The sequence below is a fragment of the Gilliamella sp. CG25 genome (assembly GCF_046635705.1).
In the GTDB taxonomy this organism is placed as follows: Bacteria; Pseudomonadota; Gammaproteobacteria; order Enterobacterales; family Orbaceae; genus Gilliamella; species Gilliamella apicola_I.
Genome location: NZ_JBIDFJ010000002.1, coordinates 238674 through 264154 on the forward strand (window position 1 = coordinate 238674; position 25481 = coordinate 264154).

Annotated in this window: 22 protein-coding genes, 2 tRNA genes and 1 pseudogene; 18 read left to right on the plus strand and 7 right to left on the minus strand. The window is 33.9% G+C overall.

Annotation, left to right across the window (positions count from 1 at the left end):
- The 5 genes from pheS to thrS all read right to left on the minus strand — a co-directional run bounded on the left by pheS (position 1) and on the right by thrS (position 4362).
- Positions 1–984: a phenylalanine--tRNA ligase subunit alpha gene (gene pheS / locus ACGH6P_RS02545; RefSeq protein ID WP_267350965.1), complete on the minus strand. Its 984-nt coding sequence runs from the start codon at positions 982–984 to the stop codon at positions 1–3.
- A gap of 216 nt (positions 985–1200) precedes the next feature.
- A complete protein-coding gene (gene rplT / locus ACGH6P_RS02550; RefSeq protein ID WP_024496189.1) occupies positions 1201–1554 on the minus strand; it encodes a 50S ribosomal protein L20 in 354 nt (117 codons plus the stop codon).
- Positions 1555–1586: 32 nt separating this feature from the next.
- The gene (gene rpmI / locus ACGH6P_RS02555; protein WP_065557738.1) at positions 1587–1784 is read right to left on the minus strand and encodes a 50S ribosomal protein L35; all 198 of its coding nucleotides are present in this window, start codon (positions 1782–1784) and stop codon (positions 1587–1589) included.
- 85 nt (positions 1785–1869) lie between these two features.
- Positions 1870–2409 carry a translation initiation factor IF-3 gene (gene infC / locus ACGH6P_RS02560; RefSeq protein ID WP_065557737.1) on the minus strand — a complete coding sequence of 180 codons (540 nt, stop codon included), beginning with the start codon at positions 2407–2409 and terminating at the stop codon, positions 1870–1872.
- A 27-nt stretch (positions 2410–2436) separates the two neighbouring features.
- Positions 2437–4362, minus strand: a complete 1926-nt coding sequence (gene thrS, locus ACGH6P_RS02565) for a threonine--tRNA ligase (protein WP_267350967.1) — start codon at positions 4360–4362, stop codon at positions 2437–2439.
- A gap of 244 nt (positions 4363–4606) precedes the next feature.
- Between thrS and ACGH6P_RS02570 the strand changes: the two genes are divergently transcribed.
- Positions 4607–5062: a YaiI/YqxD family protein gene (locus ACGH6P_RS02570; protein WP_267359777.1), complete on the plus strand. Its 456-nt coding sequence runs from the start codon at positions 4607–4609 to the stop codon at positions 5060–5062.
- A gap of 23 nt (positions 5063–5085) precedes the next feature.
- Here ACGH6P_RS02570 and recO read toward each other — a convergent pair whose 3' ends face one another.
- Positions 5086–5778 carry a DNA repair protein RecO gene (gene recO, locus ACGH6P_RS02575; RefSeq protein ID WP_267359779.1) on the minus strand — a complete coding sequence of 231 codons (693 nt, stop codon included), beginning with the start codon at positions 5776–5778 and terminating at the stop codon, positions 5086–5088.
- Positions 5779–5937: 159 nt separating this feature from the next.
- Here recO and ACGH6P_RS02580 point away from each other — a divergent pair, with 159 nt between their 5' ends.
- The 15 genes and pseudogenes from ACGH6P_RS02580 to ACGH6P_RS02650 all read left to right on the plus strand — a co-directional run bounded on the left by ACGH6P_RS02580 (position 5938) and on the right by ACGH6P_RS02650 (position 19107).
- Positions 5938–7566, plus strand: a complete 1629-nt coding sequence (locus ACGH6P_RS02580) for a Na+/H+ antiporter (protein WP_065557733.1) — start codon at positions 5938–5940, stop codon at positions 7564–7566.
- Entirely contained in the window at positions 7567–8079 is a 513-nt protein-coding gene (locus ACGH6P_RS02585; RefSeq protein ID WP_267350973.1) for an SCP2 domain-containing protein, read from the plus strand.
- Positions 8080–8360: 281 nt separating this feature from the next.
- Positions 8361–9407, plus strand: a complete 1047-nt coding sequence (locus ACGH6P_RS02590) for an alpha/beta fold hydrolase (RefSeq protein WP_411596660.1) — start codon at positions 8361–8363, stop codon at positions 9405–9407.
- 293 nt (positions 9408–9700) lie between these two features.
- Positions 9701–11134, plus strand: coding sequence for an exodeoxyribonuclease I (sbcB, locus tag ACGH6P_RS02595; RefSeq protein WP_411596661.1), 1434 nt, complete (start codon positions 9701–9703; stop codon positions 11132–11134).
- An 80-nt stretch (positions 11135–11214) separates the two neighbouring features.
- The gene (locus tag ACGH6P_RS02600) at positions 11215–11670 is read left to right on the plus strand and encodes a CidA/LrgA family protein (protein WP_267350977.1); all 456 of its coding nucleotides are present in this window, start codon (positions 11215–11217) and stop codon (positions 11668–11670) included.
- Positions 11667–12356, plus strand: coding sequence for a CidB/LrgB family autolysis modulator (locus tag ACGH6P_RS02605; RefSeq protein WP_267350978.1), 690 nt, complete (start codon positions 11667–11669; stop codon positions 12354–12356). Before ACGH6P_RS02600 ends, ACGH6P_RS02605 begins: the two co-directional genes overlap by 4 nt.
- A gap of 1 nt (position 12357) precedes the next feature.
- Positions 12358–12993, plus strand: a pseudogene (locus ACGH6P_RS02610) (vancomycin high temperature exclusion protein); the annotation flags it as partial.
- 173 nt (positions 12994–13166) lie between these two features.
- Positions 13167–13895: an arginine ABC transporter ATP-binding protein ArtP gene (gene artP / locus ACGH6P_RS02615; protein ID WP_267350982.1), complete on the plus strand. Its 729-nt coding sequence runs from the start codon at positions 13167–13169 to the stop codon at positions 13893–13895.
- Between the two features lie 23 nt (positions 13896–13918).
- On the plus strand, positions 13919–14653 hold the full coding sequence (locus ACGH6P_RS02620) for a transporter substrate-binding domain-containing protein (protein WP_267350984.1): 735 nt from the start codon (positions 13919–13921) through the stop codon (positions 14651–14653).
- Between the two features lie 131 nt (positions 14654–14784).
- Positions 14785–15516: an arginine ABC transporter permease ArtQ gene (gene artQ, locus ACGH6P_RS02625; RefSeq protein WP_411596697.1), complete on the plus strand. Its 732-nt coding sequence runs from the start codon at positions 14785–14787 to the stop codon at positions 15514–15516.
- 9 nt (positions 15517–15525) lie between these two features.
- Positions 15526–16203, plus strand: a complete 678-nt coding sequence (gene artM, locus ACGH6P_RS02630) for an arginine ABC transporter permease ArtM (RefSeq protein ID WP_267378755.1) — start codon at positions 15526–15528, stop codon at positions 16201–16203.
- 1 nt (position 16204) lies between these two features.
- Positions 16205–18040, plus strand: a complete 1836-nt coding sequence (uvrC, locus tag ACGH6P_RS02635; protein WP_411596662.1) for an excinuclease ABC subunit UvrC — start codon at positions 16205–16207, stop codon at positions 18038–18040.
- A gap of 106 nt (positions 18041–18146) precedes the next feature.
- On the plus strand, positions 18147–18701 hold the full coding sequence (pgsA, locus tag ACGH6P_RS02640; protein WP_267350991.1) for a CDP-diacylglycerol--glycerol-3-phosphate 3-phosphatidyltransferase: 555 nt from the start codon (positions 18147–18149) through the stop codon (positions 18699–18701).
- Between the two features lie 223 nt (positions 18702–18924).
- Positions 18925–19012, plus strand: a tRNA-Leu gene (locus ACGH6P_RS02645).
- 19 nt (positions 19013–19031) lie between these two features.
- A tRNA-Gly gene (locus tag ACGH6P_RS02650) sits at positions 19032–19107 on the plus strand.
- Positions 19108–19394: 287 nt separating this feature from the next.
- On the opposite strand, the gene ACGH6P_RS02655 is transcribed toward ACGH6P_RS02650, so the two are convergent.
- Positions 19395–19775, minus strand: coding sequence for a VOC family protein (locus tag ACGH6P_RS02655; RefSeq protein WP_267352264.1), 381 nt, complete (start codon positions 19773–19775; stop codon positions 19395–19397).
- A 127-nt stretch (positions 19776–19902) separates the two neighbouring features.
- On the opposite strand from ACGH6P_RS02655, the gene ACGH6P_RS02660 reads away from it, so the two are divergent.
- Positions 19903–20874, plus strand: a complete 972-nt coding sequence (locus tag ACGH6P_RS02660) for a helix-turn-helix transcriptional regulator (protein ID WP_411596663.1) — start codon at positions 19903–19905, stop codon at positions 20872–20874.
- Positions 20875–21634: 760 nt separating this feature from the next.
- Entirely contained in the window at positions 21635–25150 is a 3516-nt protein-coding gene (locus tag ACGH6P_RS02665; protein WP_411596664.1) for an AAA domain-containing protein, read from the plus strand.
- The last annotated feature ends 331 nt before the right edge of the window (positions 25151–25481 follow it).

Below are 25481 nucleotides of genomic sequence, written 5' to 3' on the forward strand. Positions count from 1 at the left end.
TTAATTAAATTGCTTTAAAAAACGTAAGTCATTCTCAAAGAAAGAACGTAAATCAGTGACACCGTAACGTAACATAGTTAATCTTTCGATTCCCATACCAAAGGCAAAACCACTATATACGTCTGGATCGATACCTACATTTCGTAATACATTAGGATGTACCATTCCGCACCCTAATACTTCTAACCATTTACCATTTTTAGCTTTAATATCAACTTCGGCAGAAGGTTCGGTAAACGGAAAATAAGCGGGTCTAAAACGAATTTCCATATCATCTTCAAAAAAGCAGTGAAGAAAATCATGTAATAGCCCTTTCAAATGGGTAAAACTAATATTTTTATCAACTAATAGCCCTTCCATTTGGTGGAACATTGGTGTATGAGTTTGATCGTAATCATTACGATAAGTTCTGCCCGGTGCAATGATTCGAATTGGTGGTTTTTGATTTTCCATGGTACGAATCTGTACGGTAGAAGTTTGAGTACGTAATAAACGTTTAGCATCAAACCAAAAAGTATCATGATCTGCTCTAGCAGGATGATGAGCAGGAATATTTAATGCATCAAAATTATGATAATCATCTTCAATTTCTGGACCTGTTTCAACAACAAACCCGAGTTCGCCAAAAAACTCAACTAAACGATGAATCGTTTTGGTGACAGGATGTAGGCCGCCGAGTTCAAGTGTTTTACCTGGTAAAGTGATATCAATTGTTTCATTGGCAAGCTTCGCATCAAGAGCTTGACGCTCTAAGAAACTTCGCTTTTGATTTAATAATTCGACAACTTCTTGTTTAGCATCATTAATTTTTTGACCTACAGCTGGTCGCTCTTCCGCAGGAACATCACGTAATGAAGCCATTTGTAACGTAAAATAGCCTTTTTTACCAAAATATTCCACTCGGATCTGTTCGATCATATTAATGTCATCAGCACTTTCAATAGCGGATTTGGCATTGCTTACCAGTTCAACTAATTGAGACATAAAATTCTCCTGCTTATTGTTCATTACATAAAAAAAGCCTCTTTCTGAGGCTTTTATAATTATCTTTCGTTTTTCATTTGCCTCACGAATGCATATCGTCATTAAAGCTAAAAAAGAAACGAAAAATAATTAATATCATCATTAATTCACTTTGTTAAAATAACTATTGCTATCCATAACGATAAAAGCCGAGATAACTCGGCTCTTATAAAGCAATTATAGTGCAGCTTTTGCCTTTTCGACTAATGCAGCAAATGCATTTTTGTCGAATACAGCAATATCAGCAAGAATCTTACGATCGATTTCAATTGATGCTTTCTTTAATCCATTGATGAAACGGCTATAAGAAAGACCACATTGACGAGCTGCTGCATTGATACGTACAATCCATAATTGACGGAATTGACGTTTACGTTGACGACGGTCACGATAAGCATATTGTCCAGCTTTGATTACCGCTTGAAAAGCAACACGATATACACGTGAACGAGCTCCGTAATACCCTTTTGCTTGTTTTAAAATTTTCTTGTGACGTGCACGAGCAATAACACCACGTTTAACACGAGCCATAAATAATATCCTCTAAATAATTAACCAACAAATTAAGCGTATGGAACACACGCTACAACTAAACCTAAATCACCTTTTGACACAGTTGTCAAACCACGTAAATGACGTTTACGTTTGGTTGATTTTTTAGTTAGGATATGACTTTTGTTAGCTTGCTTATGCTTGAAGCCACCAGAAGCTGTTTTTTTAAAGCGCTTTGCTGCGCCTTTTACTGTTTTAATTTTAGGCATTTTACTAATTCCTACTTCGCATTGTTAATGACAATGAAAAAATGGTGTAATTCTCAATAAAATTAAGAATTAGCTTGATGAACCATTATTTCTTCTTCGGCGCAAGCACCATGATCATTTGACGACCTTCAATCTTAGTTGGATAAGATTCAATGGTTGCCAAATCAGCTAAGTCTTCTTTAATGCGATCAAGCATTTCAGTCCCTAACTGCTGGTGAGCCATTTCACGTCCACGGAAACGTAGCGTGACTTTAGCTTTATCGCCATCTTCAAGAAAGCGTATCAGGCTGCGGAGTTTTACCTGATAGTCGCCTTCGTCTGTACCAGGTCGGAATTTAATTTCCTTAACCTGAACAACCTTTTGCTTCTTCTTCTGTTCTTTTGTTGCTTTACTTTTTTCATAGAGGAACTTGCCATAATCCATAATTCGACAAACAGGTGGTTCTGCATTAGGGCTTATTTCAACTAAATCTAAAGCAGCTTCTTCAGCTTGTTTTAAAGCTTCATCCAAGCTAACAATACCGAGCTGTTCACTATCGACGCCGGTTAATCTCACCTCGCGAGCAGTAATTTCATCATTGATTTTATGCGCACGTGTTGACTGAATTCGTTTACTGACTTTAATATCTCATTCCTCCAAATTAATTTATCTTTAATTCATCTGTTCTAATGAACGACTATGAATTTCGTTAAGCAACAATTCTATAACATGTTTCACTTCAAAGCTACCAAGATCTTTACCTTGACGAGTTCGAACTGATATTTTACCTGATTCCATCTCTTTGTCACCACAGACAAACATATAAGGAACACGTTTTAGAGTATGCTCGCGGATTTTAAACCCAATTTTCTCATTTCTCAAGTCTGCTTTTGCTCTAATTCCAACTTTTTGCAGTTTCTCGGTCAATTGTTTAGCATATTCAGCTTGATTATCGGTAATATTGATAACTGCAACTTGCAATGGTGCTAACCAAGTAGGGAAGAATCCCGCACAGTTTTCTGTCAAAATTCCCATAAAACGTTCCATTGATCCTAAAATTGCGCGGTGAATCATGACAGGAACATGACGCTCATTATCTTCACCCACGTAAGTTGCATCTAAACGCTCTGGTAACATAAAGTCAAGCTGAACTGTTCCGCATTGCCATGCACGACCTAAACAATCGTGTAAAGTAAATTCGATTTTTGGTCCGTAGAAAGCACCTTCACCCGGTAAATATTCAAATTCTATGCCATTTTCAGTTAAACACTCAGCCAAGTCTTTTTCTGCTAAATCCCATGTTTCATCTTTACCAATTCGTTTTTCCGGACGAGTTGATAATTTTACAGTTATGTCTGTAAAGCCAAAAGTACTATAAGTATCATAAACCATTTTGATACAGCTATTTACTTCACTACGAATTTGACTTTCTGTACAAAATATATGGGCATCATCTTGGGTAAAACCACGAACACGCATTAAACCATGTAAAGATCCAGAAGGTTCATTACGATGACAGCTACCAAATTCAGCCATACGTAATGGTAAATCACGATAAGATTTTAAACCTTGATTAAAAATTTGAACATGTCCCGGACAGTTCATTGGTTTAATACAGTATTCTCGATTTTCAGAAGAGGTAACAAACATTAATTCTTTATAGTTACCCCAATGCCCTGTCTTTTCCCATAAAACACGATCCATCATAAAAGGTCCTTTCACTTCTTGATAATCGTATTCTTTTAATTTGGTACGAACAAATACTTCAAGCTCACGGAAAATAATCCAACCGTCATTATGCCAAAACACCATTCCTGGCGCTTCTTCTTGCATATGGTAAAGATCAAGCTGCTTACCGATTTTACGATGATCCCGTTTAGCCGCTTCTTCTAAAAATTGCAGATAACTATCTAATTGTTTTTTATCTGCCCAAGCTGTGCCATAAATGCGTTGTAACATTTTATTATCACTGTTACCACGCCAATAAGCGCCAGCAACTTTTTGTAATTTAAAATGGTGGCAAAAACGCATATTAGGAACATGAGGACCGCGGCACATGTCAATATACTCTTCATGATGATAAAGTGCTGGAGTAGAATCTTTAGGAATATTTTCATCTAAGATTGCAATTTTATAAGGTTCACGTCGTTCCCAAAAAACCTCTCTTGCTCGTTCCCAGCTCACCACTTCTTTTTTTACTTCATAATCTTTTTTGGCCAATTCATGCATACGTTTTTCTAATGCATCAAGATCTTCCTGAGTTAAAGAGTGATCTAGATCGACGTCATAATAGAAGCCATTATCAATTGTTGGCCCAATTGCCATTTGCGTATTTGGCCATAGCTGTTTTATTGCATGACCTAACAAGTGAGCGCATGAGTGACGAATTATTTCAAGTCCATCTTCATCTTTTGATGTGATAATCGCTAGAGTTGAATCATGCTCGATCAAATCACAAGCGTCTTTACGTTCACCATTAACTCGCCCAGCAATACACGCTTTGGCAAGGCCTGCTCCGATACTTTGAGCAACTTCTAAAACACTAACAGGCTTATCAAATTGACGTTGACTTCCGTCAGGAAGAGTAATAATTGGCATATAAAATCCTTATAACAGTGGTGCGCCACACGAAAGCGCACATGCGTACATAAAAAATTGACCGTGTATAATACCATTTATGTGCTATTTTTCAAATAAACATATGCTTTATCTTGTCACTGTTTTATCAACTCATTATGAGAACAATAAAATTGATTAACTCAATTAAAAATAAGTTACTTTGTAGAGTGATTAAAGTTTATAATTTTCTGCCTGTAAATGAAAAATTTGATTATGAAAAATGATGAAAATATGGATTGATGCTGATGCCTGCCCTAACCCTATTAAAGAAATCCTATATCGGGTAGCGAATCGTAAATCAATAATTATAACTTTAGTTGCAAACCAATGGTTAACTATTCCCACGTCTCCGTTTATAAAAAGATTACAGGTAGTAAATGGCTTTGATGAAGCTGATAATAAAATAGTTGAATTAGTTGAAAAAAATGATTTAGTAATCACGTCTGATATTCCATTAGCCTCTGATGTGCTTCATAAAGGGGCTTTTGTGCTAACACCACGAGGTGAACCTTTCACATTAGAAACCATAAAAGAGCGACTTGTGATGCGAGACTTTATGGAAACTATGCGGGCTAGTGGTATACAATCTAAAGGTCCTTCTGCATTTTCAAACAAGGATAGAGAAAAATTTGCCAATCAACTTGATAAATTAGTTTGTGAATTATCAAAAGAAGGGTAATCATTTTTTATAGTAAATAATTCTTAAATTTTCAGAAACAGCTCTCTACTTTTGAATGGTTTTGAACCAACATAAGGCTTTAATGCCATTCGAGTAAACCGTTTAGCCGCTTTTAATGTATCCTCATCACAAAATTGACGATAACCTAATGCCAATACTTCTTTACCCGTAAAGCTGGTACTATTTTCAAGTAAACTACTGATAAAGCCCTTTTCTGACTGATATTGATAATACATCGATTCGATAATTTCATCCCCCGTTGCACTACAATGAAAAAAATCAATGTGATAGCCTAAACTTTCTAATAATGCTAATTCAAATGAACGTAACACATTTTCAGCCGGAACTAGCTGCGCTAATTGTTGCAAGCTTTTAAGATAGTGTTCAAAAAGTGTAGGTACGCCAACTTCGGGGACTAAAACTCGATGCAATAACTCATTCAAATAAAAAGCACTGTATAACGATACAGAAAAAAGCGGCAACGTTAGCGCTATACCTTCAACTTGTCGTAAAGTTTTTATTTCACCCATACCAGAATATTGAACAATAATGGGGGTAAAAGGTTGTAAAATGCCCTTCAATGAAGATTTTTTACGTCTTGCCCCTTTGGCTAACACCGTTATTTTTCCTGCATTTTCAACAAATAAATCGACTAATAGACTTGTTTCACTATAAGTACGAGTATGTAAGACAAATGCCCTTTGCCAATTTTCCATTTAAAATGCCTTTTATCATATAACTATAATTTTGATTAAAAAGAGTGCTTGATTAAAAAATGAATAATTTTTTTAAATTTTCAACTGAAATTAAACTAAATTTCCGATATAATCAATAGCTAACTAATGAGATGATTATAGGATAACTAATAGAAAACCATGGAACTTTTTTCAACAATATTACTTATAGTGCTAATTGTATCACTTTCAGGTGTGGTAATAAAATTACTACCATTCCAAATTCCGTTACCACTTATGCAAATACTACTGGGTTGTGTTTTAGCAGCTTTTGGTATTTATGTAAAATTTGACCCTGAACTATTTCTGGTATTGTTTATACCTCCATTGCTTTTTGCAGATGGACGAAAAACATCAGTCAAAGACTTTGTACATAATGCCAGAGAAATTGTTGGATTAGCACTCGTTCTTGTCGTTATTTCTATAATTGCATTAGGTTACCTTCTAAATTGGATGTTACCAAAAGTTGAATTAGCTGCCGCACTCGCATTAGCTGCAGTACTATCACCTACCGATGCCGTTGCACTAGGTGGAATAGTCGGTAAAGGGCGTATAGAAAAAGAAAAAATGGAGATTATTGAAGGCGAAGCTTTAATGAATGATGCATCTGGTCTGGTATCATTGAAATTTGCTATTGCAATTGCAACGGGCTTGCTTGAATTTAATTTATTACAAATTAGTCTTTCTTTCTTTGTTGTCGCTCTTGGTGGCTTAGCTGTTGGTGTTTTATTTACTTGGTTATATGCACGTATTTTACGTTTAATTAATAAATTAACCCACAATGATCCCGCCATCCAAATTGTTTTACTATTCTTACTTCCTTTTGCTGCCTATATCCTTGCTGAAGAATGTCACTGTTCAGGGATTTTAGCCGCTGTGAGTGCTGGTATGACCGTTAACCATTCTGGTATGATGCGCAACGCCCCTTTGACCGCTCGTTTACAATCAGATAGTACATGGTCGATGTTAACATTCGTATTCAATGGATTTGTCTTTATTTTATTAGGTATTCAATTACCAAGTATTTTAAATAATACTTTTGCTGAAAACCAAACAGACTCCTCTATTGAAGTATGGCAATTATGCTTTATTGTCGTGTTTGTATTTATCGTATTAATGGGAACACGATTTGCTTGGTTATGGGCTATGAAACATATGCCTACTTTACCATTTGGAACCAAACGTCCACTTGCATTCCGTTCTTATACTACACGCGATCTTTGGATTTCCACTTTTGCTGGTGTTCGCGGAGCTATTACCCTAGCGGGTGTATTATCTATTCCAATGACAATTGGTGGTCGTTATCAACTTGTTTTTATCGCAGCTGGCATTATTTTAATTTCATTAATTACCGCGGTTATCGTCTTACCTATTTTATTACGAGGTAGTGTTATTTTAGATAACTCTCAACAAGATAATGAAATTTTGACAGTTAAGGGGCAAATGGCGGAAGAAGCTATTGTAAGTCTTGAAAAAATGCAAAACAATTTACTTCAAGAAACGTCTGAAGCGGGCTTAGATCAAGAAATAATACATGAAGTTGGTTCACGTGTTATCGGTTCTTTAAGACGTCGAACAGGATTAAAAGATTTAGAACAAAAAGCAATGGAAGCTGAAAATCTTGAAAGACGTATGCGTCTTGTGGCAATCGGTGCAGAGCGCACAGCTTTACTACAAATGAAAGTTCGTAATGAAGTGAGTGAAGAAACATTTGAACATTTAAATACTGACCTCGATATTTATGAAAAAATGATATCTGGAGATTCATAAATGATAGCAAACAAACATCAGTTTTTAGGCCATATTCATTCACAGTTTGTTGACAAAGCCCCTCATGTTTTGGGGCTAACTTTACGTTGTATTCCGTTTAATTTGAAAAAACAGGCAATTGAACAACTATTACAACTACAATTTAAACATTCTTTAGAAGATGGTGATCTCGATTTTTTAGAAAATCGTTGGTTAAAAATTGAAGTTACCGATCTTCAACTTACTTGGTTTGTTAGCTTAATTGATAATAAACTCGTAGTGAGTCGAGAGGAAATTGCTGATGTAAGTTTTATTGGTAATGCAAACGATTTGATTATGATAGCAACTCGGCGCCAAGATCCTGACACCCTATTCTTTCAACGGCGACTAATCGTCGAAGGTGATACAGAATTAGGACTGTATGTAAAAAATCTAATGGATTCCATTGAACTTGATTCAATGCCTAAACTTTTAAGGCTGACCCTTGAAAAAATGGCCAATATTATAGAGTCTGCGCCGAAAAATACATTTTAAACTGATAACAGCTATGGGGGATAATATTTCCCCTTTTTTATTGATTATATCATCCCCCTATCTTACTTTTTCTTACCTATACTATTAAAAAAACAGGTATGAATTGAATTCTCTAGAAAAGATTGTTTAAATAGCCTATTTATCTGTTACTTAAAATAATATTATCATCATATTGTGATTAAAATCACAATGTGGCAAAAACTTGATTTTCCTATCTGGTTCATTGTGGCTTAATGAATAATCCTTATTTTTATGCTGCGTATAGAAAATGGAGATAAATTATGCTCAAAAGAAAGACTAAATTCTTCATATTTGTTTTATTAACAATACCTTTTTTTGGTCATTGTTTAGGTTTTCATAACAAAAAAGAGTCGGATTATGTGATTGAACATTTCAAATTTAATAACGGAAAAACTGAAAGTATAAAAATACATTACACTACTCTTGGCAATCCTGACAACAAACCCGTTTTAATATTGCATGGTACAACTGGAAGTGGTAGCGCAATGTTAAATAATAGCTTTGGTCATGCATTGTTTGATAAAGGAATGCCATTAGATGCCGAAAAATATTTTATTATCCTCCCCGACGCAATAGGCACGGGTAAATCGTCTAAACCTTCTGACGGTTTAAAAGGCGATTTTCCGCATTATGATTATACCGATATGGTTAATGCTCAATATCAACTATTAAAAAATAAGTTAAATATTGAGCATGTAGAATTAATCATCGGTAACTCGATGGGAGGAATGAATACATGGAAATGGGTAACGATGTATCCTGATTATATGACAGCCGCTATTCCTTTGGCTGCTACCCCTGCGCCAATGTCCAGCCGTAACTGGATTATCCGTAAAATGGTTATCAATGCTATCAAAGATGATCCCGACTGGAACAAAGGTTTTTATACCAAACAACCCGAACAGTTTCAATTAGTCTATAATTACTACAATATCGCAACTAATGGCGGTGACATTGCATGGCAAAAGCAAGCTTATAATACGGAAGAAACAGAAAAAATATTAAAAGATAAATTAAACGAACGTGTTACGATGGATACTAACGATTTTTTATATCAATGGGATGCGGCAAGAAATTATGATCCAACCAAAGATTTAAATAAAATCAAAGCACGAATTTTAGCTATCAACTCTGAGGATGATGAAAGAAATCCAGCTTCGACCGATTTAATGGAAAAAGCCATGCAGAAGATTCCCAATGCAAAGTACTACTTGATTCCAGCTTCTGAAAAAACTACCGGACATGGCACAACAATGCAAGCTGACTTATGGAAGACCCAATTGATTCTTTTTTTTAGAAGAAAATAATTTAAATTAATAGATGATATTATTTACTTATGAAGTGAATAAATACGTTTAGCTATTCACTTCTTACTTATCAAAAACACCCTATCAACTATCGTAATAATATAACCATATTTTAAGCTAATAATCCTTTTAATATTAATCCGAAGATATTAAACAAATAAAGTCATTTGTTTTAACAAGAATTACTTACTTATAATGGCAAAATAAATAGGTTTAAATAATTTAAATTAAGTAAAATATTGTATAATTTAGGTAAGTGACAGATCAAAAATCATCAAGAGTAAAACGATAAAATGAAAAATAACGCCAAACAACCTACTTTTTACTTTCACGATTATGAAACATTTGGTATTAATCCAGCTCTTGATAGACCCGCTCAATTTGCGGGTGTTCGAACTGATGTTGAGCTTAATATTATTGAAGAGCCTTTAGTTATATATTGTAAGCTAGCACCAGACTATCTACCTAATCCTGAAGCGGTTCTCATTACGGGTATTACTCCACAACAAGCAAATCAAAAAGGAGTGAATGAAGCTCAATTTACCAAATTAATTCATCAAGCATTTAGTGAACCCAATACTTGCATTTTAGGCTATAATAACATTCGTTTCGATGATGAAGTGACCCGCAATATCCTTTACCGTAATTTTTACGACCCATACGCCTACTGTTGGCAAAATGGTAATTCAAGATGGGATCTTCTTGATGTAGTAAGAGCGTGTTATGCCTTACGACCTGAAGGTATTCATTGGCCAACCAACGATTCGGGTTATCCCAGTTTTCGGTTAGAACATTTAACCAAAGCAAATAATATTACGCATGAACATGCTCATGACGCAATGTCAGATGTGTATGCCACTATCGCCATTGCAAAATTAATTAAAGAAAAACAACCTAAATTATTTAACTACTTTTTTACATTGCGCAATAAAAATAAAGTTGCCGAACTTATTGATATAATCAATATGACCCCTCTGGTACATGTTTCGGGTATGCTGGGTAGTTATCGAGGAAATATGTCATTAGTATGCCCTATCGCTTGGCATCCACAACAAAATAATGCCGTCATTGTTTGTGATCTCACTGGCGATATTGATTCAATTATTGATTTACCAGTGAATATAATACGCGAAAAACTCTATACTAAAACTGAAGATCTTGAACTTGATGAGTCTCGCATTCCATTAAAACTCGTCCATATTAACAAATGCCCTATCCTTGCACCGATAAAAACTTTACTGCCTGAAAATGCTAAACGATTTTCAATTAATATTGAAGAATGCTTAAACAAACAACAAAAGCTATTACAAAATCAAATTTTGTTGCAAGATAAAATGCGAGAATTATTTAGCTTAAGTCATGATTATCCGGCTAATACGGATGTAGATGCACAAATATATAATGGATTTTTGAGTAATCAGGATAAACTATATTGTGAAACAGTACAAACAACGCCAGTACAGTTATTAGATAGTTTATCTCTTAAATTTGAAGACCCTCGCTTAAGTACACTTTTTTTTCGATACAAAGCTCGAAACTTTCCTCAAACCCTAACTCATCACGAACAGATGATTTGGCAAGATTATTGTCGTGATAAACTAAATATGCCTAAGATTCAAGATTACATTTTAACTTTAGAATTACTTGCTGAAACTTATGTTCAACAACCCGAAAAATTAGCTTTGATAAAACAGCTTTATCATTACTGCCATTATTTAGTTGGATAATTAAAATTGAGGGGCGTATTATAGACGCCAAATAAAGCAGTCTGTTATTAACAATCAAACAAGTTATTAAATTTTAGACTATGAAACATTTTTTAGCTAAACACGCCACAATCAAACATCGATTATATTCTTTATACTATTCGTTATTTAGTTATGGTCGCGGATTATTAATTTTAACGTTAAGTCTTTGGGTGGGTAATTTCATCTCTCAGCTCTTACCCATCATGATTCCTGGTAGTATTATCGGTCTTTTAACCCTATTCTTTTTATTAGCTTTTCAAATTATCCCTACTCGTTGGATAAAAAATAGCTGCAATTTATTTATGCGTTATATGACATTACTATTTATTCCTGCTGCAATGGGGATAATGGATAATTACACATTGCTATTAAATAATTGGTTACCCATCATTTTTGGAAGTATTGGTAGTTCACTGTTGGTATTACTATTAACAGCTTGGTTGACAGAAAAACTTCATAAAAAAACAGCCAAAAATTTCGATTTATCAGATAATAATGAGGAAAAACCACTATGATCTGGATGTTACCTTTAACTGTTTGTGTATTTCTGATTATTCGAAAAATTGCTTTCAAAATTAAAACACCATTATTTAATCCGTTAGTGATTTCGGTGATAGTGCTTATTCCAATTATGATAATAAGTCAAACCAGTTATTCAGAATATGTTAGTAATGTCGATATTATAAATAAATTATTACCTTATTCTGTTGTCGCTTTAGCCTTTCCGCTCTACGAACTCATTCCACAAATTAAAGCCCGTTGGAAGTCAATTATCATTATCACCTTTAGCGCATCAATTGCTTCAATGATAACTGGCGTCAGTATTGTATTTTGGTTAGGTGGAAATACCGAAATAGCTGCGTCGGTTTTACCAAAGTCAGTCACTACGGCTATTGCTGTGACGATTGCCAACAACGAAGGCGGTGTTCCGTCAATCGCAGCCCTTTGTGTTATATTGGTTGGCACATTAGGGGGAATTTTTGGTCATCAAATATTGAATATAGCAAAAATAAAATCCGCTTCTGCTAGAGGATTATCAATAGGTGCAGTCTCACACGCAGTTGGTACTGCTCGATGTATAGAAGTTGATTATAATGAAGGCGCATATAGTTCTTTATCATTAGTATTATGTGGTATAATGACGTCTTTAATAGCTCCATTTTTATTTCCAATTTTAGTCTTTATTTTTAACTGGTTCTAACATGAAATTAAAAAAAATAATTAAAAGTTTATTTAGTCTTTGCTTCTTACTCATATGTGTAATTGCTGGCTTGGATTATTGGATAAGCTATGAAACCGCACCTTATATATACCACGATGTAAATAAACTGCCCTATCAAAACGTAGGTGTAGTACTTGGTACCTCCAAATATGTTCGAGGTGGTGGTAAAAATGTTTTTTATCAAAATCGAATTAATGGCGCAATATCCCTTTATAATCAGCATAAAGTCGATTATCTATTACTCAGTGGTGATGGTGAAGATTCTTTTCAAAGCTACAATGAACCCGTCACGATGAAAAAAGATTTAATTAAAGCGGGAATCCCTAGCGATGCAATCGTATTAGATTATGCCGGATTTAGAACATTGGATTCAGTTGTCAGAGCCAACAAAGTTTTTGACGCTAAAAGTTTTACAATTATTACGCAAGAATTTCATTGTGAACGAGCAATATTTATTGCATTAGCCCAGAACATTCAAGCACAATGTTTTGCTGTTCCTGCACCAGATAGTATGAAATTAGTCAGAATTCGTGAAACATTAGCTCGTGTTAGTGCCTTCATCGATCTCTATATTTTGAATAAAGAACCTAAATATTTGGGTCCTGTAATTCCTATCATATCTGAAAAATAATTAATTTTTAAATTTGAACATCATTAAATTTTCAAATTTTATCATAAAGATAAATACTAGATTCATTTAGAATACTATTTGTCTCATATTTTAGATTGCATTTTTATGCAAAAAAAAGTAATATTTAGTCAATTTTTTTAATTTAGCCAACATTTATAATGAATATTGAATTAAGCCATATTAACTGTTTTTATGGTACTCATCATGCATTGAAAGATGTTTCACTTAGTTATCCTCTAGGTGAAACCATTGTATTATTAGGTCAAAGTGGAGCAGGAAAAAGCTCTTTACTAAAAGTATTTAATTTACTTGAAATACCAACATCAGGTGAAATGACAATAGCTAATTCCCATTTTGATTTTTCCAAAAAAATCAGTGATACCACTATCAGACAATTACGTAAAAATGTGGGTATGGTTTTCCAAAACTATAATTTATGGCCCCATTTAACGGTACTTGAAAACTTGATTGAAGCACCTTGCCAAGTACTAAATTTATCTAAAAAAGAAGCGACTGATAAAGCAATGTTGATATTACAACGTTTGCAAATTGACGAAATGGCAAATCGCTATCCTCTGCACCTTTCGGGTGGTCAACAGCAACGAGTAGCAATTGCCAGAGCATTGATGATGGAGCCACAAATTTTGTTGTTTGATGAACCTACAGCAGCATTAGATCCGGCTATTACATCGCAAGTTGCTGAAATTATTAACGAACTTTCGCAAACAGGAATAACGCAGATTATTGTAACTCATGAAGTCGATTTTGCTCGTAAAGTCGCTTCACAAGTGATTTATATGGAACACGGTAAAATTATTGAGCGAGGACAATTAGAATGTTTTGCTCATCCTAAAACCGAAGAATTTAAAGCTTATTTATCACATTAATGATTATAAAATTGGGTGGAGATATGAAAAAAACTTTATTTGCTATTTTGCTTGCCAGCGTTGCATTGACGTCTCAAGCATCTGAAAATTTAACTATCGGTACAGAAGCCACTTATGCACCATTCGAATTCACCAATGACAAAAACGAAATTGTCGGGTTTGATATCGATGTGATCAACAAAATCTGTGAAGAAATTAACGCTTCTTGTAAAATTGTTAATCAATCTTTTGATGGATTAATTCCTAGTTTAAAAACGCGTCGAATTGATGCAGCAATTGCAGGGATAGACATCACGCCTGAACGTCAAAAACAAGTTGATTTTACAAAGATTTATTACGATGATAGCTCAATTCAATTTATTACATTGAAAGACACATTAACAGATTTGGAACAACTAAAAGGTAAACGAATTGGTATTCAAAAAGGGACAACCTATTTGAAATATTTAAATGAAAAATATCCTGACGTTAAACCTGTTAGTTATGATAGCTATCAATATGCGTTTTTAGATTTAAAAGCTAAACGAATCGATGCGATTGTAGCCAGTTCTTTTGTCGCGGGTGATTGGTTAAGCAAAGAAACGGATATTGTTGCTTTAGGTGACAAAATTACCGATCATGATTTTTTTGGAGAAGGCTTAGGTATTGCCTTACGTAAAGGCAATGATCAGTTAAGAGAACAGTTTAATCAAGCACTTGATAAATTAAAATCAAATGGTGAACTTGACGCCATCTATAAAAAATGGTTTAACAAATAGCTAATAAACTATCAAATTTGATATTATTGTGATCTCGCCGCTTAAAATGCGGCGAATTTATTTTTTAATTTAAATACGGTTTTTTTATGTCAGACTTTTTAGCATATGCAATGAACTGGATAATGTCCTCAATGGACGGTTTTATCGTGCCTTTAACAAAAGCAACATCCATCACATTGTCATTAGCTTTTGTATCAATGATTGTTGGTATAGTTTTTGCTTTTATTTTCACAATCCTAGAATCCGTTCCATTTAAACCTGTTGCATGGCTAATGTCTTTAATTAGCCTTACAATTCGAGCACTACCTGAATTATTAATTGTCGTTGCAATCTATAATGGTTTACCATTTCTTTTAATGGCACTAGATGATGGATTTGATATATCCTTGATATTTACCTCAGTTCATATCCAAATGCATATTGCCAATACTCAGCCCGATCCGTTTTTATGTGGTGTCATTGCATTATCGCTACTTTATGCAGTTTATGCATCCCAAACGCTCAGAGGTGCATTTAAAGCAATACCAAGCGGACAAAAACAGGCCGCTCAAGTGCTTGGTTTAAGTAAATTTAGAACGTTCTTTCGTATTATCATGCCACAAATGTGGCGCCATGCTATACCAGGATTAAGTAATCAATGGTTGATATTATTAAAAGATACCGCACTAGTCTCAGCCATTGCAATCAATGATCTAATGATGCAAACCAAAACGATTATTGCACGAACCAATCAACCATTTCTATGGTATGCGATCGCTATGGTAATCTATTTGATTATTTCAATCTTAAGTCAAAAAGTGATTGAACGAATCGAAAAACGTGCAACTTATTTTGAACAACCCTCTTCTGCCAAAAGTTTGTAAGGTTAAATTATGTCTGATAATTTTGTTTATTATCTTAAAATCATCCTACAAGGTCTTCCTGACACGTTAAGTCTGGGAATTTTAGGTATCTTAACTGCGGGGCTTTTGGCTATCGTTTTTTCATGCTTATTATCACTTAATCATTTTGTATTAACAAAGGTAATACGTACTTATATTATTATCTTTACGGGGTCTCCCCTATTAGTTCAGTTATTTTTAATTTATTATGGACCTTCACAGTTTGCTGACTTTTTAAGTCAATTTCCGACATTTTATGATCTCATATCTTCGCCTTGGTTTTGTGCTTATTTAGCTTTAACGCTAAATAGTGCGGCGTATACCACACAAATTTTTTATGGTGCTTTAAAATCTGTTCCACATGGACAATGGCAAGCTTGTGAGGCTCTTGGTATGAATAAACGACAAACCTTAAAAATTGTCATGCCTTATGCTTTAAAACGAGCCTTGTCCACCTATTCCAATGAAGTCGTTTTTGTTGTTAAAGGCACAGCCCTAGCCTCGATGATTCCGGTAATGGATATAATGGGGTATAGCAATCAACTTAATGGTGATTATTACGATTTTTCAATATTTATTGTTGCAGGATTCGTTTACCTCTTGATAAATGGATTATTAAGCACCATTATGAGGATAATAGAGAAAAAAGCCCTCACATTTGAAAACTAATATGAGCCAATTTGATTCAACATCTTTTTTAAAAACAGTTCCACATAAACCGGGCATTTATCAGATGTTTAATGATAAAGAGACGATTATTTATGTGGGTAAAGCTAAAGATCTGAATAACCGACTAAAAAGCTATTTTAATAGTAGTAAAAAAACACTAAAAACGGATATGTTAGTTAGCCATATCCATCGTATTGAATTTACGATTACAAATACCGAAACCGAAGCCCTACTATTAGAACAGACTTACATTAAAAAACATCAACCACGTTATAATGTTCTTTTAAAAGATGATAAAAGCTATCCTTTTATTAAATTAAGTAAAGAAAGACATCCACAATTATCACTTTATCGTGGGGCGATTAATCGCAAAAAAGATGAGTTTTTTGGTCCTTATCCTAGTGGATATGCAGTTAAACAGATTTTAGCGCTATTACAAAAAACGTTTCCGATTAGACAGTGCTTGAACACCACCTATCGGAACAGAACTCGCCCCTGCCTGCAATATCAGATTAAACGCTGTTTAGGACCTTGTGTGCCGGGATTAGTGAGTGATGAAGATTATAACGAACAAGTTAATTATGTGAGATTATTTTTATCAGGACAATCCGATCAGATCTTACAAAAAATCACTGAAGATATGCTAAAAGCAAGTAATGAACTCAATTTTGAAAAAGCAGCAGCATTACGTGATCAGTTACAAGCCATTAAACATATCAACGAAAAACAAGCCATTTACAACAATAATGATAATTTAGATGTTATTGGCTTCCACTACGAGTTTGGTATAGCCTGTATTTATGTCTTATTTATCCGAAATGGACAAACCTTTGGGCATCGTTCTTATTTTCCTAAAGTACCATCAAATACTGAATTGGAAGAAGTAATAGAAACCTTTTTAGGGCAATTTTATTTGCAAGGCAACCAAAATCGTAATATTCCGAAAAAGATCCTACTCAATTTTTCGTTGTCGGATAAACAACCCATGGAAGAGACACTGTCACTTATTGCTGAGCATCAAGTCAAATTGGTTGATGAGCCCAAAGGCGATAATTTAAAGTTACTCAATATTGCAACCGTTAATGCGCAAACTGAAGTGAAGAACAAATTATTAACCAATTCGTCAAATAAACAACGTTACGATGCACTTAAAACCTTTTTGGGCATTGATAAAATCAATCGTATGGAATGTTTTGATATCAGTCATTTCATGGGGAAAAACACAATAGCCTCTTGCGTTGTCTTTGATGATAAAGGTCCGGTAAAATCTGAATTTCGCCGCTACAATATTACGGGTATTACACCGGGTGATGATTATGCAGCAATGGAACAGGTATTAACAAGACGTTACAATAAAAAAGATCTACCCGATGAAAAAATACCTGATGTTATTTTTATTGATGGTGGTAAAGGACAGTTAAACCAAGCCTTACAAGTATTTGAAGGACTCAATGTTAATTGGGATAAACATCACCCTATTCTTGTGGGGGTGGCAAAAGGTGCTGAGCGAAAAGAAGGGCTTGAAACATTATTTTTTGAAGCGCATGGAACCGGAAATTATCTTGATGACCATTCGCCTGCTTTATTGCTTATTCAACAAATTCGTAATGCATCACACGATCATGCCATTGTGGGGCAACGAAAAAAAGGTGTAAAACAGCTTACAGATAGTGCTTTAGAACATATTGAAGGAATCGGTTCAAAAAGACGGCAAGCATTACTTAAACACTTTGGTGGTTTAAGAGAATTAAAGAATGCCAGTATTGATGAAATAGCACAAGTGCAAGGAATCTCTAAATCGCTAGCCGAAAAAATTTATTTAAATTTACAACAATAACACATTGAAAAATTATAATATTTCAGGCAACATAAGCATTAAGAAACCCCGTTTTTTAATTTTTGTTAATCTATTGATTAATTAAACAAAAAAGAGCTTATGTCACATGAAAATTAATCTTCCTACTATATTAACGTTATTTCGAGTTATTTTAATTCCTTTTTTTGTGCTGGCTTTTTATTTATTTCCAACTGAATGGTCTGGTTTTTTTTCAGCATTAATTTTTCTTATTGCTGCAATAACCGATGTGTTTGATGGTTATTTAGCTAGGCGTTTAGGACAAACAACCAAGTTTGGCGCGTTTTTAGATCCAGTTGCAGATAAAATTATTGTCACAATAGCCTTAATTCTGATCACTCAATATTATCAAGCATGGTGGATTTCCATTGCGGCTATAATTATCATTTCACGTGAAATCATCATCTCTGCTTTGCGTGAATGGATGGCTGAGGTTGGAAAACGGAGTAATGTTGCGGTTTCATCTATAGGCAAGTATAAAACTATCGCCCAAATGACAGCCCTAACATGGCTCCTTTGGCGCCCTTGCGATATTGTAATATATGCAGGCCTTGTCGCACTATTTATTGCAACAGTTTTAACGTTAATATCAATGGTGCAATATTTATGGATTGCACAAAATGATTTTTTCGATAATCAATAGGTTTCCAAATGATCGTTTTAAGACATAAATGATTAAAGCAATTTGCCATTTTAAAACGACCTATTTTGCTGATTATTAATACAATGGTGCAATTTACATTCAGAATAAAGTTAAACATTAATCAATCAAACAATTTATCTAAAATTTCTATTGACTGAAATGATAAGACAGGTAAAATGCACAGCATCCGAAACGCAATTACCTTTAGGTAACTAAGTTTTGAGCCCGGGTGGTGAAATCGGTAGACACAAGGGATTTAAAATCCCTCGGCCTTTTTGGCCGTGCGAGTTCAAGTCTCGCCCCGGGCACCATTTACTACACTTCTCTTATGCGGGAATAGCTCAGTTGGTAGAGCGCAACCTTGCCAAGGTTGAGGTCGCGAGTTCGAACCTCGTTTCCCGCTCCAATATCACATTCAATACAACCTATTAAAGTCAGAAGGGTTTCAATCTTGTTTAATACTTTACTTGTACTGAAATGAAATTTAAAAAATATATTTGTTTAAATACAACTAAATTATTAACGTTTATTGCAAATCAAATTATCTCTTCAAACCCAATTAGATTTTCCCAAGCGAAATAAAATCCTCAATATGCTCGCATGCTCAACCACACTTTTTTCATGAAATGAATTCCTCATAAACAATGAGTGCATAGTACAGTCCCCATGGTTTTAATCTCTTAAGACATTATTCTACTCAAACTTTGAAGTATCGGTAGCGCAAACACGGAGTCGATGACCATCGGGATCATTTCCTACAAATGTGTATCCGAAATCGAGCATTTGGGGTTCAAGTTCAATTTTAACGTTTAGTTTTTTCCATGCAGAATAAATCGCATCTACATCATTTTTTGTTACATCACTAAATGACAACTCAAAACCACCATAATGATTAGGTGCCTTTGGCGTTATTTTATCAGCCTCTTGAAGTCCCAAAATAAAACCATCATTCAATAAAAATACAGCAAAGCCAGGATAAGTTTCAACAGGTGGACGCCCTAGTATTTTTGTGTAAAACTCTGTGCTAGCATCGACATCTTTGACATAAACAATAACGCTATTAGGTTTAAACATTTTTTCTTTCCTTTTAGTGATAAAAATTAGTTCAATTAATTTTAGTTATCTCTATTTTGATGTAGCATTGCTGACAACTGTATGTCATATTTAAAATTCAATCTAAATTATTTTGCAAACATAAAGCATGAAAATTAATCGTATAATTACTACTATCATGGTATTGCTACAAAAAGAAAAAATAACTGGTAAAGAATTAGCAGAAAAATTAAATGTATCATTGCGTACTATTTACCGAGATATACAAGTTATCGAGGGAGCGGGAATCCCCATTATTACCTATCAAGGAAGTGCCGGTGGAATAAGTATTTTAAAAAATTATAAAATTAGTAAAGGTCTATTCACTAAAGAAGATGTCATTGTTTTATTAAAAGGCCTCAACTTATTATCCTCACCAGTTTTAAAAGAAAGTGAAAATTTAAGAACACTCGAGAAAATAAAGAGTTTTTTATCAGAACAAGAACTTGATGAAGTGACAAATAACTTAAATCAACTTATTGTTGATTTATCTCCTTGGTTTTCCAAACAAAATATTGATAACAAAATATCTATTATAAGACTGGCACTGAAAGAACAACTGCTTTTATCGTTTGATTATTTAAGTATTAGGAATAAACAAGCGACACGTTTAATTGAGCCATATAAACTTATTTTTAAGGAAAAAGAATGGTATTTACAAGCTTTTTGTCTAACTAAAAATGACTTTCGTGTATTTAAATTGTCAAAAATGTCAAACCTTAGAGAAACTAACACTAAATTTATTAGGCAAACAACGCCTGAAGCATTTTCTTTATTCCAAACCGAAATGAAAAAAAAGATTTTTAAAATAAAATTATTAATAGATGAATCGCTTTTGGAACGTATTTTAGATTTTTGTGACGAAAAAGATATTAAGAAATTAAACGAACAACAGTATCTTGTAAATTTTGACTTTATTGATGATGACCACAGTTATGGCATTTTGCTGAGCTTAGGTCATCAATGTATTTGTTTAGAGCCTAAGCATATACGTCACAAACTGGTTGAACGAGCAGAAAAAATAATTAAATCATATAAAAAATCGGTCAATTCATTTATTTCAAATTATCCTATCAAATAATTTGTCATCAATAAGTAGTTATGGTAATTCAAGTCCGTGAAAGCCAATTAAGTACCACAAGAAACTAGACGGTTAGCAAAAGCAATATTGGTGTCGGTATAAATATTTTATATATAATAAGTTATAAAGTTTAATTCATACCTCGTTTTCCGTCCCAATTTCAATATCCATAAAAATATATAAACATATCAAATTCAATAAAATTATATCAAGACTTTACCCTAGCACACTATTAACATGTACTAAAAGTATAATTAAGCCCCCTCTTTTCCTTATTCAATCGGATATACCTAATTATTCCAACTAAATTCAAATAGCATTAAACAAAAACGACTTCTGAAAAAGCCAAAAGATATCGAATTTTATACTCTTTACATTAGATCTGATAGTTAATATCATATAAGTTTTAACACGGTATAGAATAATAATTATTATATTTTTTTGTAAAGAAACTCTAAAAATTAAGATATAGATTGTTGTCGAACGACAAACAACAAACCTAATAGTTATATAAACAGATAACTTAAAACGTTTATAATTACGGAAAAGCTTTTGGGATATGATGAGGCTTATGGCACAGAAAACAAATTCTCGAAGCTCTAAATTATAAAAATGAATATATTTACAAAAGTAATTTGAATATTCTTCAAAAATTATTGATATCTAACCTAATAGATAACTTGCTAATTATGATAAATAATAAAGTTTATCTACTATCGTAGATGTTTTTTAAGGGAAGCGAAATAATAAGGGATAAATTATGGACAAAAATGCTCAATTTTTTGCCGGCTATTGGCGCAATTCTTTAGTGGATTCTATTTTCGCAAAAGGTGGTTTGGATAGCAAAGACATTGAACAGTTTTTAATATGTGATTCAGTGGTATTGGAAAACGGTCAAATTAGCAATGAATTCACTCAAAAACTTTTTGAAAATGAGCCAGAAGATCGCAAAACTATTGAGGTCAGTTTAAGACCTAAAGTTTATCGAAATATAATTGAACATACTTTTGCCAAAAAAGATATCCCTGAGTTTGTTGTGCCAGTAGCAACCAATGCATTATTGGCAAGAAATGGCAGACTATACCCCTTGAACAATGAAACTATTATATCTCGTGATATTTTAGAGCCACTTGTAAAGGGTTCATTTTCAGTAGGTTCGGTAGACAACCTTGACCTCTATTTAACCTCTAATATTGTGTCCGGTATTAATTATCGGGAAGATGAGCAAGGAAATTGTGAATTAACAGAAGAAGAATATACCGTAGCTTGGAAAACCTATTTAAAAGATTGTGATTCACTGCTTAAAGCCATCGCTAAGGATTGGCTTGAAAGTGATAATACTTTTGAGTCATTAAATTACGGCTATATCATCAAAAAAGATGTTATCAAAAATGCAGCTATGCACATAGTTTCTTTATATGACAAGTTACGTGATTCTACAGATGACATCCCACTTTTTAGCAAATTCGCCTCAAAACATTCAACGAAGAAACAACCTTGTTTAGCTGGTAATAGTCTTTTTTCAAAACGGGTGGCTCACTCAGGTGATCAATTTCCTTTAGCAGATGCGCAACGAGATGCATTGAATCATTTTTTAAGTACTGAAAATGGTGAAATATTAGCAGTGAATGGTCCACCCGGAACAGGAAAAACAACCATGCTACTTTCTGTGGTGGCCTCAATATGGGCACAACATGCACTGGATGAAAGTGAACCTCCCGTCATCGTAGCTGCTTCCACCAACAATCAAGCCGTTACTAACGTTATAGATGCGTTTGGGAAAGACTTTTCTATAGGAGAAGGCGTTTTTGCAGGTAGATGGTTACCTGATATTGCTAGCTTTGGTGCCTATTACCCTTCTCGAAGTAAATCAGAGAAAGCTGAAAAAATATATCAAACCGAATCTTTTTTTACTCAAATTGAAACTCAACAATACTATGAAAAAGCAAAACAGCACTATATAAATTGTGCGCTACAAGCCTTCCCTGAGTTAGATTTAAAAGATTGCTCTGTCAAAGACATCATAAATAAACTCCACCAAGCATTAAAAAAAGAAGCGGATAAATTAGAACATATTGAAAAATCATGGCAAAACTTATCCAACCTACGCCAAGAGGTAAAGCAGCTTTATGGAGATTCTCTAACAGATACAAAAAATCAATATGATCAACAGTTACAAGCTGAACGAGCAACTAAAAGTCTTTGGCAAAATGTGGAAACATCTTGGCTGCAATATCTTGCGAATGAAAGCATATGGCTTCCACTATTTTCATGGATACCGGCAGTAGCTCAAAAACGCTTATCAAACGCCAAACTTCACCTTAAAAAAATATGGCCGGCCGAACAAAAACAACAATGGCAAACGATAAATAGTATTTCCCAATTTGTTGAAAATAAACTTAACACACTCGAACTAACAATACAAAAAAATCAAAAAACGCTCAAAGAGATAGATCATCTTATTTTAAAGTTAAATCAATCTTTAAATGATTGGCATGTTGCATTACAGCCTTTGGGTATAACTGATAAAGATCAAGAAATAACATTCACTCAAGTTGATACGCTTACAGATATTAAAATTCGCTTTCATGTATTCTTACTGACAACCCATTATTGGGAAGGACGTTGGTTAATGGATATGGAAGAGCTGCTTCCAGACCTAGAAAATTGGAAAAGAAAAAATGGTGCTGCACCGACTAAAAAGCGTTGGTATTTACGTATGAAGCTAACGCCGTGTATTGTTTCCACATTTTTTATGTTACCTGATAAATTTATCTACACAGGAGCAGAATATAAGAAAAATTACTTATATAATTTTGCAGATTTACTTATTGTGGATGAGGCTGGTCAGGTATTACCCGAGGTGGCAGGGGCATCATTTTCTTTAAGTAAAAAAGCACTCATTATTGGCGATACATTCCAAACTGATCCTATATGGTCAGTCCCTCCTAAAGTCGATATCGGTAATTTGCAAAAGGCTAAAATTATTTGCAGTTCAGATATTGAAGAGGAGTATGAGCATCTTAAAAGACTAGGAAAAACGGCATCCTTCGGAAGTGTGATGAGAATTGCACAACAAGCTTCTATTTATCATTATGATCCAGAAATGGAGCCCGGGATGTTCTTATATGAGCATCGCCGATGTTATGATGAAATCATTGGTTTTTGTAACGAATTAGTCTATAAAGGAAAACTCAAACCAATGCGGGGTAGCTCACCTGAAAAAGCAAAATTTCCGGCATTAGGTTATTTGCATATTGATGGTATTTGTCAAAAGGCCCATACTGGCAGTCGTTTCAATAAGTTGGAAGCGACGGTTATTGCAAAATGGCTTATCGAGAATAAAGACATTTTAGAAAATCAGTATAAAGAACCAATAAATAAAATTGTTGGCATTGTTACCCCCTTTGGAGCACAAGTTGCAGAAATAAAGAGAGCGATTAAGGAGTCAGAATGTGGAATCAACATTGATGATGAAGAGGATTCTCTAACTGTCGGTACAATTCACTCCTTACAGGGAGCAGAAAGGAAGATCATCATCTTTTCAATGGTTTACTCAAAACATGCCAATGGTAATTTTATTGATGATAAATCGAGCAAGTTGAATGTGGCAATTTCACGGGCAAAAGATAGCTTTTTAGTCTTTGGTGATATGGATATATTGGATCCTTCTTCGAAATCGCCAAGAGGAGCGTTAGCGAAATACTTATTCGCTAATCAAGATAATGAATTGTTTTTTGAATATATTGCTAGGGAAGATTTAGTCAAATCTAGCAATAGGGATTATCAAATTATTAAAGGAACAGAAGAACATGATACGTTTCTTCAAAATTCTATAAAAAATGCCCAAAAAGAGATACTTATTGTCTCACCGTGGGTGAGATTAGCGGCTATTGAAATCACCAATATATTAAATGTCATGGAGATAGCTGTAAAAAAAGGTGTGAAAGTTTCTGTTTACACTGATCATCAGCTCAATACATCAAACAAGAATGAAGATAGACAAAAAGAAATCGAAAATGAATTGTCTTATATTATGACGGAGTTTAAAAATAAAGGAATTGAAGCTAAATTTGTTAAAAATGTCCATAGTAAGCTAGTGATTAAAGATTATGATCTACTCTGCATAGGTTCATTTAACTGGCTCGGCGCTCAAAGAAAAGGTAGATATGTAAGACATGAAACGTCTATTGCTTATCAAGGTAAAAATAATAATTTAGTCAATGAAATTAAACTTCTAAAAAGTAGCTTTGAAAGTCGATTTTTAAAACGTTAAGTAATATTTGCGCTAGATATTATAAATTATGTTTAATTAAATTATTATCCGAGGAATTTACCAAACAGATAATAGGTATTTGGATACAATTATCTAACGATATTGCCCTTTTCATAATCCATACCTTGCGATGGATGTATTCAATATAAAACAACTGGCAAGAATGATCATGATGATAAAAATAATATACACTGTAGGTGGAGGTCATCAATAAGGGTTAATAATGATTTTATTATCAATAAAATTCTTTTTATTCGGGCATTATTGTGATTAAGATTGTTTAAAAAGATGGGATTTAATCTAACAGAGCGCTTATAGAAAAAGCTAACTG